The sequence below is a fragment of the Photorhabdus khanii NC19 genome (assembly GCF_000517265.1).
GTDB classification, from domain to species: Bacteria; Pseudomonadota; Gammaproteobacteria; order Enterobacterales; family Enterobacteriaceae; genus Photorhabdus; species Photorhabdus khanii.
Genome location: NZ_AYSJ01000004.1, coordinates 169,743 through 184,715, shown reverse-complemented (window position 1 = coordinate 184,715; position 14,973 = coordinate 169,743). Strand labels below are relative to the sequence as shown.

Annotated in this window: 12 protein-coding genes and 1 other annotated feature; of the genes, 9 read left to right on the top strand and 3 right to left on the bottom strand. The window is 41.2% G+C overall.

Annotated features, from left to right (window positions below; genetic code table 11):
• Nucleotides 1-181: 181 nt before the first annotated feature.
• Nucleotides 182-667, top strand: a complete 486-nt coding sequence (gene creA / locus PTE_RS05240; protein WP_081738161.1) for a protein CreA — start codon at nt 182-184, stop codon at nt 665-667.
• 66 nt (nt 668-733) lie between these two features.
• Here the strand turns inward: creA and arcA are convergent, their stop codons facing one another.
• Nucleotides 734-1,450 carry a two-component system response regulator ArcA gene (gene arcA / locus PTE_RS05235; RefSeq protein WP_036843866.1) on the bottom strand — a complete coding sequence of 239 codons (717 nt, stop codon included), beginning with the start codon at nt 1,448-1,450 and terminating at the stop codon, nt 734-736.
• A gap of 657 nt (nt 1,451-2,107) precedes the next feature.
• On the opposite strand from arcA, the gene thrL reads away from it, so the two are divergent.
• The 4 genes from thrL (at nt 2,108) to thrC (ending at nt 6,953) form a co-directional block, all read left to right on the top strand.
• Nucleotides 2,108-2,176 (top strand): thr operon leader peptide, encoded by a 69-nt coding sequence (thrL, locus tag PTE_RS27170; RefSeq protein WP_110742820.1) that lies wholly within the window; start codon nt 2,108-2,110, stop codon nt 2,174-2,176.
• Nucleotides 2,115-2,235 (top strand) — a sequence feature (Thr leader region). Its footprint overlaps the gene before it by 62 nt.
• A gap of 25 nt (nt 2,236-2,260) precedes the next feature.
• The gene (gene thrA / locus PTE_RS05230; RefSeq protein ID WP_036844284.1) at nt 2,261-4,720 is read left to right on the top strand and encodes a bifunctional aspartate kinase/homoserine dehydrogenase I; all 2,460 of its coding nucleotides are present in this window, start codon (nt 2,261-2,263) and stop codon (nt 4,718-4,720) included.
• A complete protein-coding gene (thrB, locus tag PTE_RS05225) occupies nt 4,702-5,652 on the top strand; it encodes a homoserine kinase (protein WP_071992943.1) in 951 nt (316 codons plus the stop codon). Before thrA ends, thrB begins: the two co-directional genes overlap by 19 nt.
• A gap of 8 nt (nt 5,653-5,660) precedes the next feature.
• Complete coding sequence (gene thrC, locus PTE_RS05220) at nt 5,661-6,953, top strand: threonine synthase (protein WP_036843864.1); 1,293 nt, start codon at nt 5,661-5,663, stop codon at nt 6,951-6,953.
• A gap of 61 nt (nt 6,954-7,014) precedes the next feature.
• Here the strand turns inward: thrC and yaaA are convergent, their stop codons facing one another.
• The gene (gene yaaA / locus PTE_RS05215; protein ID WP_036843862.1) at nt 7,015-7,791 is read right to left on the bottom strand and encodes a peroxide stress protein YaaA; all 777 of its coding nucleotides are present in this window, start codon (nt 7,789-7,791) and stop codon (nt 7,015-7,017) included.
• Nucleotides 7,792-8,029: 238 nt separating this feature from the next.
• On the opposite strand from yaaA, the gene tal reads away from it, so the two are divergent.
• The 3 genes from tal to PTE_RS05200 all read left to right on the top strand — a co-directional run bounded on the left by tal (nt 8,030) and on the right by PTE_RS05200 (nt 10,350).
• On the top strand, nt 8,030-8,983 hold the full coding sequence (gene tal, locus PTE_RS05210) for a transaldolase (protein ID WP_036844282.1): 954 nt from the start codon (nt 8,030-8,032) through the stop codon (nt 8,981-8,983).
• A gap of 90 nt (nt 8,984-9,073) precedes the next feature.
• A complete protein-coding gene (gene mog / locus PTE_RS05205; RefSeq protein ID WP_036843861.1) occupies nt 9,074-9,649 on the top strand; it encodes a molybdopterin adenylyltransferase in 576 nt (191 codons plus the stop codon).
• 137 nt (nt 9,650-9,786) lie between these two features.
• Nucleotides 9,787-10,350: a chorismate mutase gene (locus PTE_RS05200; protein WP_036843859.1), complete on the top strand. Its 564-nt coding sequence runs from the start codon at nt 9,787-9,789 to the stop codon at nt 10,348-10,350.
• A 154-nt stretch (nt 10,351-10,504) separates the two neighbouring features.
• On the opposite strand, the gene PTE_RS05195 is transcribed toward PTE_RS05200, so the two are convergent.
• Nucleotides 10,505-13,321, bottom strand: a complete 2,817-nt coding sequence (locus PTE_RS05195) for an aldehyde dehydrogenase family protein (protein ID WP_051477188.1) — start codon at nt 13,319-13,321, stop codon at nt 10,505-10,507.
• A gap of 996 nt (nt 13,322-14,317) precedes the next feature.
• On the opposite strand from PTE_RS05195, the gene galT reads away from it, so the two are divergent.
• Nucleotides 14,318-14,973, top strand: a 656-nt coding sequence (gene galT / locus PTE_RS05190) for a galactose-1-phosphate uridylyltransferase (RefSeq protein WP_036843858.1), incomplete at its 3' end; no start/stop codon positions are given.

The following is a 14,973-nucleotide window of genomic DNA, read 5'->3' as shown; positions in this document are numbered from 1 at the left end:
AAACACTAAGTGTAAGACAAGTCTTCTATTTACAATAGGATACTTGTTCGTATTATTATTTCACTCATTACTTTATGAAATTATATTAATGAGTAACTATTATTGTTGTTGGTATTACCATATTGTTTGGTATTACTGTGGTGAAATTTTAGGCTTAATTAATTAAGGTATGAGATTATATATGTTAAAAATCATAAAGATATTAGTAGCAACTACATTGTTGTTCGTACCTTTGGCTACTCAGGCTGAAGAAATTGGCTCGGTAGACACCGTTTTTAAATTTATCGGGCCAGATCACAAAATTGTGGTGGAAGCGTTTGATGATCCAGATGTTAAAAATGTGACTTGCTACCTGAGCAGAGCAAAAACAGGCGGAATAAAAGGGGGATTGGGGCTTGCGGAAGATACCGCTGATGCGGCTATTTCCTGCCAGCAGGTTGGATCTATTGAACTGACAGATAAGATTAAAAAGGGCGATAAGAAAGGTCAGATTGTTTTCCAGAAACGCACTTCACTGGTGTTTAAAAAACTTCAGGTTGTTCGTTTCTACGATGTAAACCGTAATGCATTAGTCTATCTGACTTATTCTGACAAAATGATTGATGGTTCACCGAAGAATGCGATCAGTGCTGTACCCATTATGCCGTGGAAAGTTGTGGAAAACTGAGAGGCAGGATGGGGTCCCATATGGATATCCCATCCTTCATTTATTTAGATGTATCGATGATTCACGTTACGCTTCTAAATCACCGCAGAAACGATAACCTTCACCATGAATGGTGGCAATAATTTCCATCGTATCTGGGTTAGATTCGAAATGTTTACGGATACGCCGGATAGTCACATCAACAGTACGGTCATGAGGTTTCAGCTCGCGGCCTGTCATCTTTTTCAGTAATTCTGCGCGAGTCTGGATCTTACCCGGATTTTCACAGAAATGAAGCATGGCGCGGAACTCACTGCGTGGCAATTTGTATTGCTCACCAGCAGGACTGATCAGAGAACGGCTATTGATATCCAATTCCCAGCCATTGAATTTGTAGCTCTCAACCAGGCGGCGTTCCTCGCTGAGATTACTCAGATTCATGGTACGGGAAAGCAGGTTGCGGGCCCGAATAGTTAATTCACGTGGGTTAAAGGGTTTGGTGATGTAATCATCTGCACCAATTTCCAACCCAAGGATCTTGTCTACCTCATTATCACGGCCGGTCAGGAACATCAAAGCAACATTCGCTTGCTCACGCAACTCGCGGGCAAGTAACAAGCCATTTTTGCCTGGAAGATTAATATCCATAATCACCAGGTTAATGTCATTGTCTGACAGAATATGGTGCATTTCTGAACCATCAGTGGCTTCATAAACGATATACCCTTCAGCTTCGAAAATGCTTTTTAGGGTATTGCGAGTGACAATTTCGTCTTCAACAATCAAAATGTGCGGGGTTTGCATGGTTGCTACCTAGAATCGCTTAAAATAAAATCAGAATGACTCAAACTACTCTTATCTCAGGATATTTACTGGTTATTGTTTGTCATCACTGAAATTATAGCTTAAGTCAGTAATAACATTTATTGATATGTTTTACACTGAAAGTAAAAGTTGTTTTTCCTTTGTGGGCATATACCCGAAAAAACTAGCTAAACAGTGTTATGTTAGTCTATTAACAGCAATATAACAGCTTGCAATGCATTTACCATCTAAAAAAACTACCTTTTATTGACGTACATCAAAATTGATTGTAGCACGTTAATATTATTTATATTTGTTATTTTATACCTTGTACTATGTCAGGCAAATGACAAATTCCTGTTAATGTGACGATCGTTATTGTGCGAAAAATAATCCACAATAAGTTTGTCGGCGAACAAAAATAACTGATTTTTACTAAAAGATAAAACATATTGTTAATTTTGTTAAAAGTAGATTTAACAACTAAAATATTACGTTCAGTAAGATATATTTGTTGGTATTGATGACTATGAAATGAATTATTCCAATGGGAAAAATATCAAAAAAATAAGATTATTTAGATAAAATGTTTGACTTTGTGAAAGAATTCATTTAACCAGTATAGGGTCGAACTAATTAAATGACAGACAGGAACCTATGCAAACTATCAGCCTGAAAACGACAATTATTATCACCACCGGAACCACAGGTTGCGGGGCGGGCTGACGCATATATTAAGATAGAGAGAAAAGCCCGCATCCAAATCAGATGCGGGCTTTTTTTTGGCGTGAAATCAGGAGAAAAATGTTAATGCGAGTGCTTAAATTTGGAGGAACTTCGGTCGCTAATTGCCAGCGTGTGCAGAGCGTCGCCGATATTGCAGAGAAAAAACTTTCTCAGGGAGGGGTTGCGTTAGTGCTTTCTGCCCCGGCAAAAATTACCAACCATTTAGTGGCGATGATCGAAAAAACGGTGGTTGGGCAAGATGTTATTACCCATATGCACGATGCAGAGCGGATCTTTGCTGATTTATTGCAGGGGTTAGTGCAAGCACAACCTGGTTTTGATTATGAGCGGTTAAAAATGGTGGTGGAGCAAGAATTTGCTCAATTGAAACAGGTTCTGCATGGTATTTCATTATTGGGTCAATGCCCGGACAGTATTAACGCTTCACTGATTTGTCGTGGTGAAAAACTCTCTATCGCAATCATGGCGTCTGTATTGCAGGCACGTGGTCACAAAGTCACGGTGATTGATCCGGTAAAAAATCTATTGGCACAAGGTCATTACCTTGAATCTACAGTAGATATTAATGAGTCTACCAAGCGTATTTCTTCTCTGAATATTCCTGATGACCATATTGTCCTGATGGCTGGATTTACTGCCGGCAATGATAAAGGGGAGTTGGTTGTTCTGGGTCGGAATGGTTCTGACTATTCTGCTGCTGTTTTGGCTGCTTGTTTGCGGGCTGAATGCTGCGAAATCTGGACGGATGTGGATGGCGTTTATACCTGTGATCCCAGAGTTGTACCGGATGCTCGGCTATTAAAAGGCATGTCCTATCAGGAAGCGATGGAACTCTCTTATTTCGGTGCTAAAGTGCTTCATCCACGGACTATTGCCCCGATTGCCCAATTCCAGATCCCTTGTTTGATTAAAAATACAGCCAATCCAGAGGCACCGGGAACACTTATTGGTGACGGACAGAAAGATGAAAGTACGCCGGTGAAAGGGATTACCAACCTGAGCAATATGGCAATGATCAACGTATCAGGCCCCGGTATGAAAGGGATGGTTGGTATGGCCGCAAGGGTATTTGCTGTTATGTCCCGTAAAGGGATTTCTGTCGTGCTGATTACTCAGTCATCTTCAGAATACAGCATCAGCTTCTGTGTCCCTCAACGTGAATTGGAACGTGCTCGTCAGGCGTTGAGTGAGGAATTCTATCTCGAGCTGAAAGAGGGTGTTCTTGATCCTCTGGATGTGATGGAAAATCTTTCCATTATCTCTGTTGTGGGTGATGGTATGCGTACCTTACGTGGCATCTCTGCCCGTTTCTTCTCCGCACTGGCTCGCGGTAATATCAATATCGTCGCCATCGCACAGGGATCGTCTGAACGTTCTATCTCTGCGGTTATCGACAATGAAATGGCAACGACAGCGGTTCGTCTGTGTCATCAGATGTTATTTAATACCGATCAGGTGATCGAGCTCTTTGTTGTTGGTGTTGGTGGTGTTGGCAGTGTTTTACTTGAGCAGATCCGTCGTCAGCAAACCTGGCTGAAACAAAAGCACATTGATTTACGGGTATGTGGTATCGCCAATTCACGAGCTATGCTGACGGATATGAGAGGTATTTGTCTTGATAACTGGCAGCAATGTTTATCTGAGGCCAAAGAGCCATTTAGCCTAAGCCGTCTAATTCGCCTGGAGAAAGAGTATCATTTGCTTAATCCGGTGATAGTCGATTGTACCTCCAGTCAGCAAATTGCTGACCAATATGCCAGTTTCCTGAGTGATGGTTTCAACGTGGTAACGCCGAATAAAAAAGCCAATACTTCGTCAATGGCTTATTATCGTCAGATCCGTAAGGCAGCAGAGAAATCTAAACGTAAATTTTTGTATGACACCAATGTGGGTGCGGGTTTGCCGGTTATTGAGAACTTACAAAACCTGCTTAACGCGGGTGATGAACTGGTGCAGTTCAATGGTATTCTTTCCGGTTCTCTCTCTTTCATTTTTGGTATGTTGGATGAAGGGATGTCATTATCTCAGGCGACTTTACTGGCGAAAGAGAAAGGCTATACCGAACCGGATCCTCGTGATGATCTCTCCGGTATGGATGTTGCCCGTAAGCTATTGATCCTTGCTCGTGAATCAGGTTATGAACTTGAACTGGGGGATATTGATGTGGAGCCTGTGCTGCCAGCCTCTTTTGATAGTAGCGGTAGTGTGGATACTTTCCTTGAACATTTGCCCTTTCTTGATCAAGTTTTCAGCCAGCGTGTGGCAGAAGCGAAGGAACAAGGAAAAGTGTTGCGCTATGTTGGTATGATTGAAAATGGCCGGTGCAGAGTGAAAATCTCCGCGGTGGATGGTAATGATCCGCTTTATAAAGTTAAAAATGGCGAAAATGCGCTGGCATTCTATACGCGTTACTACCAACCAATACCGTTGGTACTGCGGGGTTACGGGGCAGGTAATGATGTCACTGCCGCAGGTGTTTTCGCAGATATGTTGCGTACTTTATCTTGGAAACAGGGAGTTTAATTGTGGTTAAAGTCTATGCGCCCGCATCTATCGGGAATGTCAGTGTTGGGTTTGATGTGCTGGGAGCAGCGGTCTCTCCTGTTGATGGTACTTTATTAGGTGACTGTGTTACTGTCCGGGTTGCGGAGAGTTTTAGCTTGCGTAATGAAGGACGGTTTGTCGGAAAGTTACCTGCGGAGCCGGAGTACAATATTGTGTATCAGTGCTGGCAGCTGTTTTGCCAGCATTTAGGTAAACAATTACCCGTGGAAATGACGCTGGAAAAGAATATGCCAATTGGTTCTGGTCTTGGCTCCAGCGCGTGTTCGGTTGTGGCGGGCTTGATGGCGCTGAACGAATTTACGGGGCACCCATTCAGTGAACACCAATTACTGGAAATGATGGGGCAACTGGAAGGGCGTATTTCCGGCAGCATTCACTATGATAATGTCGCTCCATGCTACCTTGGTGGTTTGCAATTGATTATGGAACAGGAGGACATTATCTGTCAGCCGGTACCGTCATTTGATGAGTGGCTATGGGTGATGGTCTATCCGGGAATCAACGTTTCCACTGCGGAAGCCAGAGCCATTTTACCGGCAAAATATTCGAAACAGGATGTTATCGACCACGGACGTTTTCTGGCTGGTTTTATTCATGCTTGCCATACACGGCAGCCAGAATTGGCAGCCAGATTGATGAAAGATGTGGTTGCTGAACCGTATCGGACGCAACTGCTCCCGGGTTTTACCGAGGCCCGTGAGGCAGCAAAAGCGATAGGTGCGTTGACCTGTGGTATTTCTGGTTCCGGCCCGACGTTGTTTTCCATTTGTAATGATATGACTACCGCGGAGAAAATGGCGCAGTGGCTGCAACAGCATTATGTTCAGAATGATGAAGGTTTTGTACACATTTGCCGTCTGGATCTTGCAGGCGCACGACAGATAGGGTAACGGAACAGATGAAACTGTATAACTTAAAAGACAATAGCGAGCAGGTGAGTTTTGCGCAGGCGATAAAGCAAGGATTAGGCAAACAGCAAGGGCTTTTTTTCCCGCAAGATTTACCTGAATTTAACCGTGAAGAAATTGATCAACTACTGAAACTGGATTTTGTTACCCGTAGTAGCCATATTCTTTCGGCGTTTATTGGTGATGAGATTCCGCTAGAGCACGTAGCCGTCCGGATTAAGAGCGCTTTTACTTTCCCGGCACCGGTGGCAAAAGTGGAAGAGGATGTTGCAACACTGGAATTGTTCCACGGCCCGACTCTGGCATTTAAAGATTTTGGTGGTCGTTTTATGGCGCAAATGCTGGCACAGGTTGCTGGTGAGCAGCCTGTGACTATCCTGACAGCGACTTCCGGCGATACCGGTGCAGCGGTAGCACACGCTTTTTATGGGTTGGACAATGTACAGGTGGTTATCCTTTATCCGCAGGGAAAAATCAGCCCGTTACAAGAAAAACTGTTCTGTACATTGGGCGGTAATATTCATACGGTAGCGATTGATGGTGATTTTGATGATTGCCAGGCACTGGTTAAGCAGGCGTTTGATGATAATGAATTAAAACAGGCTCTGTATCTCAATTCAGCTAACTCAATTAACATCAGCCGCTTGTTGGCGCAAATTTGCTATTACTTTGAGGCGGTTGCTCAATTACCAGAAGATAAACGTGGACAACTGGTTATCTCTGTACCCAGTGGGAATTTTGGTGATTTGACCGCGGGTTTATTGGCGAAATCAATGGGGTTGCCGGTAAAACGCTTTATTGCGGCGACTAATGTTAACGATACCGTTCCACGTTACCTGACCGATGGAAAATGGGTGCCTCATCAGACAGTTGCCACGCTTTCCAATGCAATGGATGTTAGTCAGCCAAACAACTGGCCGCGTATTGAAGAATTGTTTTATCGTAAATCCTGGCCGCTAAGTGAATTGAGACATGGTGTAGTCAGTGATGAAGTGACTAAAGAGACGATTAAGGCGCTGGCTAAACTGGGTTATATCTCTGAGCCTCATGCTGCTATTGCTTACCGTGTTCTGCGTGATCAGTTACAGGAAGGTGAGTATGGGCTGTTTCTCGGTACGGCTCATCCGGCGAAATTTAAAGAGAGTGTGGAGCAAATTTTGGGAGAGGAATTACCCTTGCCTGAAGCTTTGGCAGAACGGGCTGATTTAGCGTTATTGTCCCATTGCTTACCCGCAAATTTTGCTGAATTGCGGGCTTTCCTGCTGGAAAGAGCACCTGAGTAATTAAGAAAATAAGCGCCGCACAGATCATGCGGCGTTTATTTTCTTATCAATGATAAAAGTTTTAGTGTTGTTCCGGGCGTTTGAATACCAGCTCGTTCCCTTTGGATAACGACTCATCAAAGGTATAGCCATCCAGATTAAACTCCACCAGACGGTCAGTTTGGGTTAGCTGATTTTGAATAATAAACCGGCTCATCAGTCCACGGGCTTTTTTCGCATAAAAACTGATGATTTTATATTTACCGTTTTTCTCATCAAGGAATACGGGTTTGATAATTTTACCGGCTAACTTTTTCGTATTAACGGATTTGAAGTATTCATCGGAAGCCAGATTAACCAATATATTATCGCCTTGCTGCGCCAGGGCTTCATTAAGCTTTTCCGTGATCAGATCTCCCCAGAAAGAGTAGAGATCTCTACCGCGTTTATTTTCCAGTTTGATCCCCATTTCCAGTCGGTAAGGTTGCATCAGATCCAAAGGACGAAGCACGCCGTAAAGGCCGGACAAGATCCGCAGATGATCCTGAGCAAAATCAAAATCCCTATCGGAAAAAACTTCAGCTTGCATACCGGTATAAACATCACCTTTAAATGCCAGAATAGCCTGACGTGCATTTTCTGGTGTGAAATCAGCATGCCATTCACCAAAACGGGCTGCATTCAGACCAGCAAGTTTATCGCTGATACCCATCAGGCTGGCAATTTGAGCAGGCGTCAGTTCTCGACAGATACTGATTAACTGCTTTGATTGGTCGAGTAATTCTGGCTGACTGTATTTTTCCGTGGCAAGCGGACTTTCATAATCAAGGGTTTTTGCTGGTGAAATAGTAATAAGCATAATATCGTCCCGGTTGTTCAGATTGAGCTACTTTAATAAAAACTCAGGTGAAAAGAATAATAACAACGATAACGGAAACTGTGAGGCATTTTATTTACACTGTTTGAAAACATTTGCGAACCAACTAACTGTCAGTGATCGTTTTTACCGCCTTGCAGCAAGGCCTTGCCGTGTTATCATCAATGGATGGCTCAGTAACAATGCCTTAATTTCACGCATAACGATGAGATATGACAAAATGACCGATAAACTAACTTCCCTGCGTAAACTGACAACAGTAGTAGCAGATACCGGGGATATTGCGGCGATGAAACTTTATCAGCCACAAGATGCTACAACTAACCCATCTCTGATCCTTAACGCTGCACAGATCCCTGAATACCGCAAACTCATTGATGAAGCCATTGCGTGGGCGCGTGAACAAAGTGATTCCCGTGAGCAGCAGATTGTGGATGCCAGCGATAAACTGGCTGTGAATATTGGTCTGGAAATTCTGAAACTGATCCCTGGCCGTATCTCTACAGAAGTTGATGCCCGTCTGTCTTATGACACCGAAGGTAGCGTAGCTAAAGCTAAGCGCCTGATTAAGCTGTATAACGAGGCGGGTATCAGCAATGATCGTATTTTGATCAAACTCGCTTCAACCTGGCAAGGTATCCGTGCGGCTGAACAGTTAGAAAAACAAGGTATTAACTGTAACCTGACTCTGCTGTTCTCTTTCGCTCAGGCCCGCGCTTGTGCAGAAGCGGGTGTTTACCTGATTTCTCCATTCGTTGGTCGTATCCTCGATTGGTATAAAGCGAACAGCGATCAGAAAGAGTACGCTCCACACGAAGATCCGGGCGTAGTTTCTGTGACGGAAATCTATCAATATTATAAAGAACATGGCTATGACACTGTTGTGATGGGCGCAAGTTTCCGTAACTCCGGTGAGATCTTGGAATTAGCGGGTTGTGACCGTTTAACTATTGCACCTGCGCTGCTGAAAGAGCTGTCTGAAACTCAGGGTGAGGTTGAATATAAGCTGGGTTATAGCGGTGAAATTAAAGCGCGCCCGGCGCCACTGAATGAAGCTCAGTTCTATTGGGAACATCATCAGGATGCAATGGCTACAGAAAAACTGGCGGATGGCATCCGTAAATTTGCTGTAGATCAGGGAAAACTTGAGAAGATGATCGCTGAGCTGCTGTAATTACAGGTTATAAACTATTCTTTTTGCTTTAAAGGCGGCATAATTAGCCGCCTTTTTGCTGTTAGTTAATTATGTATTATTGAGGTTTGTATGAATGAATTGCGCATTGGCCTGGTATCCGTCTCTGATCGTGCATCAAGCGGTGTTTATCAGGACAAAGGGATTCCGGCACTGGAAAAGTGGTTGAAAAGTGCTATTACAACACCTTTCAATATAGAAACGCGTCTGATCCCTGATGAGCAGATTATCATTGAACAAACCCTGTGCGAGCTGGTGGATGAAATCGGCTGTCATCTGGTTTTGACTACCGGTGGAACTGGCCCTGCACGCCGTGATGTGACTCCTGATGCAACATTAGCGGTTGCAGATCGTGAAATGCCAGGCTATGGCGAACAGATGCGCCAGATCAGCCTGAAATTTGTTCCAACCGCAATCCTATCCCGCCAAGTTGGCGTTATTCGCAAACAGGCGCTTATTTTGAACTTACCAGGACAACCAAAAGCAATAGCAGAAACGTTGGAAGGTTTGAAAGACGAAAATAGCAATGTTCTGGTATCCGGCATTTTTGCCAGCGTGCCGTATTGTATCCAATTGCTGGATGGCCCATATATCGAAACCGATGATAAGGTAGTTGCTGCTTTTAGACCGAAAAGTGCTCGTCGCTGAACAATGAACTCACTGTGGAAGGAATCAAAAAAATCGAGCTTTTATCTGATACTTATCGAAAGCAACTTCAACATTATAAGTCTATAATTCATTTAGCATGTTGATTAGTTGTTTGGAATAAATTCCGAGGTGAAAAAATGAAACGGTCAAAAAAAGCAAAGGTAATTGGCTTGATTTCTGGTTTAGCATTGATTGTGAGCATAATGGCCTCAATGGCGGTGCAAGCAACGGAAACAAAGACGACGGTAGCCCAGTTAATTAATCAGCGTCTTTCTTACATGAAAGATGTGGCAGGATACAAGGCCGAAAACCATTTACCTGTTGAGGTTATGGCTCAGGAAGATAAGGTGCTTGCCAAATCAATAAGTGAAGCCGAGTCTTTTGGATTAAGCGGGGAGTCAGTCAGGCCATTTATTGTAATCCAGATGGATGCTGCGAAGGCGATTCAATATCGTTATCGGGCCGATTGGTTGTCAGTTCCTGAAAATGGCTGGCAACCAAAACCGCTGGATGATGTTCGTATTAAAATTAGTGGGTTAAGTACTGAAATTCTCCAACAAATTGCGGTTCTGCTAAAAGACGGAGAAAAGATAAACGTTTCTGACAAGGAAATGTTTATGGCAAATATTCAACAACATAACTTAAAGGATTCGGATAAACAGCAAATTTTTGCTGCGCTTGAAAAAGTGAAATTGAAATAATAGTTGCGTTTTACTCTTCAAAGTCAGTTAGTTTCAGTGCCACAACAAGGATGGAATACCCGAACGCCAGACCGATTAGTCTAGTGATACTGGCGATAACTGAGTGGATAGCCAGAATTTGCGCACTGAATCTAACATGTATTATATATTTTTCTTAAATGGAGTTTACCAGGTAAGTGTATATATCTCTTTGTGGCAGAGTGCTTCCATTAAAACGTTCACCGTCATAAAAAATACATGAAGCCGCAGGGCCTTGTCCACCATAGGGAAGAAAACCACGTTCTTCTCTATGGAGATCCGTATTATGGAGGATGCTTTCTTTGTGGTGTAATTTCTCATCCAGTTGATGAGAAATATAATCACTGGTTCCAAATAAGGAGATGTACATAGCGTTGTTCGGGTATTGTGGGTCTGAGAAGTAAAGATGAAGGTCGGAGTCAGTATTATATTCTTGAAGAAAAAATACAGGCGCGAAAAATTCCTTATAATTCCCCCCAAGATAAATAGGCTTCTCAAATACTGTAGGTTTAATCATACCGTTAATGGGGTTGATTTCACCGCCATATGTACAGAACTGACGATATTGCTTGAATACACTGGCAATTTTTATAGTGTGATCAATATCACTGTTGGGACCGACAATATTTTCTCTCACACTATAGGGGCCAACTTTATTTTCAAGCAAGATCAGGTCTGACAACAGCCGCTCTTTGAAATTCTTATATATTTTACTATGTACTAATATGGTGTTAGGGCCAGCGCAATCTTGGCCTTGATTGTAAAGAACGATACTTTTAGCACTTTCGACAGCCTTCTCTATATTTGCATCATCTGAAACAATTAAAGGATTGTGACCAGCACCATTGAGGATAAATAGTGTTTTTTTCTTAAAATGTTTTCTAACTTTTAGTGCATTTTCGGGTGTTCCTGTAAAAATCACTGCATCTGTAATTTTTACCCGGTCACTAAGAAAATTTTCTTTCTCGGCAAAGGATACCGATAAAGAAGGTGAGTATTGTGTGATATCTATTGCATTAAGGAAACGTTTGTAATGTGGGGTCATGGTTGTCGGTGGTCGAATACAAACATCTTTTGACATGATAGAGGGAATAAATCCAAAACATACAGATGCATAAATAGGCTGATTTAACGGAAGAAATGAGGTCACTCCGTAAATTTTCTTTTTAAAATAGTTTTGGTTCATCTCAATATTCAAAAGCAAATCTGTCGATCTTTTAATTTCATCTTCTGTAACATTTTTACATTGATAGGAAGATAATGCCTCAATAATATGATCTTTCTTTTCGACTAAAGCATATGCGAATAATTGGCAGGTTTTTTTCACACTTTCGAAATCGATATCTTCATAGAGTAGAGAAGAGCCCATTTGATCATCCTCTTTATTATTTCTTGTTAATAATTCTTGTTGTTCAATAGCCGGGTTTTTTGCGGAAAGTAGGGTGTCCATTGAAAGGATTGGATTTTGCAAACGTTTTGTTGCAACTTCGATCCCGACAATATCAAACCAGGTTTTAAGTTTGGGCCCGTGAATAGTTCCAAACAAAGCTCGATTAAGTAGATTCCATGCTTCACTTGGTTGTCTTTCTGGGAATAATTTGATGAATATATCGATGGCAAATTTATGTAGTTCACTGGCATTGCATGCAAAGCCAGTCGTCAAATTATCCGCTATCGTGGAGATATATTGTTTTTCATGTTCGGTACTTAGTCCATTAGATCCGTAGTTAAATGTCTTTTTATGATAATTGTAACTGTAATTAATAACGTCATCAGTGATTTCAGATTGAGATTTTCTCGCATATAGAAGTAAGAATTTTCTGGCTGAAAGTTTATCAATAGGCTTAGAGGCAAATAACATGCGAACAGCCTTTGCGAAACCTATATTGCATGCAGATTGTTTCTCATCTGTGCTGTCATTGAGTTTTGGTGCAAGTGCGATATGAAATTTTAATGTCCGTTGAGGTTTTTTAGACAGATACCACTCTATCGCTCTTTTTTTTAATAAATTCTCGGCATCAGATAAGGAAAATCCGTTGCCTTTAGATTTAGAAATTTTTTTACCATTTGCATCCAGAAAAAGCCCGTATCTATATAATCTGGGTATAGGGGCGTTTAATGCTTCTGCGATTTCTTTGGCCACTTTGGCTGAATCACTTAGATCTTCACCATGCATTTCAAAATCAATCGATCTGGAAAGCAATCGCATTGCCCAGTCAGCTTTCCATTGGAGTTTACAGTTACCATTGAGGACAGAAATTGTTTGCTCTTCATCCAAAACTTCAGACTTGTATAATTCACTTAGCTCAACGGCATATTCATAACCAGGCTTATTTATCACTTCGCTGCTAGGAATGAAATAAGTCATTTCTCCCTTATTCCAATCAACGTTTGTCACCTTTATATGTTCAATAACATTTCCAGTGATGGGAGATATAGGCATAACAATGCTATATGTCCTTTGTCTTAAAGGCCCAGTTGAATTCATACAAATAGTGTTGATTTTATCGTAGTTTTTAATTAATTCAGTAAGTTGTTTATTATAGTCTCCTTTGGAATAAGCTAATGAATTGCTGATCAAAGTACAATTAATATTGTATCTTTCAGCCAGTTGTATCAATTTATTTTCAGCCATCGCAGAAAAAGAATTGAACTCACCATAAGGATCAGGTACTTGGTTAATAGGTTTACCAAGATAGAGTTTTAATTCTTCTTGTAACGGAACGTTTGCTGGTACTTTCCTGAAAGGATCGAGATCGTCTGATACCAGGAAAAAATTGACTTTGCGGCCAAGTTTTTCTAATTCCGTTTTAACGAAATTGATCCGAATAATTTCACATAGGGTTCCTATATGAGGAAGGCCTGTGGGACCAAATCCTGCACCGATATTTATGACTTCGTCATTTGCTTTAGTATTGTGAATATAAAGCGCTTCTTTTAAAAACCATTTCATAATTAGATAAAACCTCTCTAAGTCTATAGTTGTTCTACTCTTATTGGTTAATGACTTTAGGAAATTGAGCTATCCATAACCATGAGTCCAACATATGAAGTTTTGATATGATTTGGTCTGTAAGATACAGATTGGGCTCAGTAGGTATTGTAGGTTGCCATCATTGATATCATCTTCTCTGCAAGGTAAATAACGGGCAGTAATTATTATGTAATGGATATCAATAGTGTGGAGAAGCAAACTTGTCAATGGAAATAAATCATTACTATTTTTCAATAGCTTCTGTGCGATTATTATCTCGGACGAGATCGTATTATCTTTATTATGCAATTCCATCTAAATCTCAATTATATGTTATTTAAAGATTTCTGTTTATGTCATTGCTTGTGACCGATTTCATGACAAATCATATTTATGCCAGAGTACAGCATTTAATGTGAAATGTTTTGCTTCCTTGTATTATTGGTTGCCTTACCTAAGGACAACCCTCTTTGTCAAAGCATTATATTAATTAAACTATTTAATCAACTATGTAAAGGGATATTTAATCTTAGATAATATTTTCAGTAGGAAAGTATTTGAATATTTGAGTGGATTTCAATGCATTAATTAATCGATATTTAAACGAAAAAATTAACAAATTCAACATCAGCCAAGATGATGAGGCGATTCCAACTTAAGGATATACAGTTAAATCACCTCAACTCTGCATGAGACAATTTCATTACCAGAAAGCAACATACAACACAGCGAGAATAATCATGATGGCATAAGCAGCTATGTTAAAACTGTGGTCAGTAACGAGCATGGATGAAACTAATGTAATTCCTTTGGGATCTATTTGATTCATTTTCGTATTTTGGGTGAAATCGTTTACATTTGCGTGATTGATATCTCAGATTGGTGTTGAGGCCCATTGTTACACTGCGGTCAGTCCAAGTATTAACAAATATTTTCACAAATGATGTTGAAAAATATAAAAAAGTAGAGACTGTTATGTCTAAGATTGAATTTAACCCTATTGAACATCCCCATCGTCGTTATAATCCTCTAACCGGGCAATGGGTTTTGGTTTCTCCCCATCGGGTGAAGCGGCCGTGGAGTGGGCAAGATGAGCAGTCATTAATAGACGATATCCCAAACTATGATAAGCAATGTTTCCTTTGTCCATCAAACGTGCGTATTTCTGGTGAGCAAAATCCTGCTTATCAAGCAACATTTGTTTTCAATAATGATTTTTCGGCTTTAATGCCAGATTCGCCTGATATTCCACAATCGCATCACCTGTTATTTAAAACACAAGGGGTACGGGGACTAAGCCGCGTGATCTGTTTTTCTCCTGATCACAGTAAAACCTTGCCTGAATTGTCTGTTGAACAAATTCGTCAATTAATTGATACCTGGCATGAACAAATTGAAATGCTGGGTAAAGAGTATCTCTGGGTGCAATTATTTGAGAATAAAGGAGAAACAATGGGGTGTTCTCAGCCTCACCCGCATGGGCAAATCTGGGCAAATAGTTTTTTGCCAAATGAAATTGAGCGTAAAGATAAACAGTTGCGAGCCTATTACCAGGAACATAATTCTAACTTACTGGTGGATTATGTTCAGGCTGAATTAGCTGATGGTGAGCGAGTCGTGGTTAATACCCC

What these genes read in the sequence shown, in the direction of transcription:
- thrC (WP_036843864.1), top strand. Translation starts at nt 5,661, where the DNA reads ATGAAACTGTATAACTTAAAAGACAATAGCGAGCAGGTGAGTTTTGCG.
- tal (WP_036844282.1), top strand. Translation starts at nt 8,030, where the DNA reads ATGACCGATAAACTAACTTCCCTGCGTAAACTGACAACAGTAGTAGCA.
- mog (WP_036843861.1), top strand. Translation starts at nt 9,074, where the DNA reads ATGAATGAATTGCGCATTGGCCTGGTATCCGTCTCTGATCGTGCATCA.
- yaaA (WP_036843862.1), bottom strand. Translation starts at nt 7,791, where the DNA reads ATGCTTATTACTATTTCACCAGCAAAAACCCTTGATTATGAAAGTCCG.
- thrA (WP_036844284.1), top strand. Translation starts at nt 2,261, where the DNA reads ATGCGAGTGCTTAAATTTGGAGGAACTTCGGTCGCTAATTGCCAGCGT.
- creA (WP_081738161.1), top strand. Translation starts at nt 182, where the DNA reads ATGTTAAAAATCATAAAGATATTAGTAGCAACTACATTGTTGTTCGTA.
- arcA (WP_036843866.1), bottom strand. Translation starts at nt 1,450, where the DNA reads ATGCAAACCCCGCACATTTTGATTGTTGAAGACGAAATTGTCACTCGC.
- PTE_RS05195 (WP_051477188.1), bottom strand. Translation starts at nt 13,321, where the DNA reads ATGAAATGGTTTTTAAAAGAAGCGCTTTATATTCACAATACTAAAGCA.
- PTE_RS05200 (WP_036843859.1), top strand. Translation starts at nt 9,787, where the DNA reads ATGAAACGGTCAAAAAAAGCAAAGGTAATTGGCTTGATTTCTGGTTTA.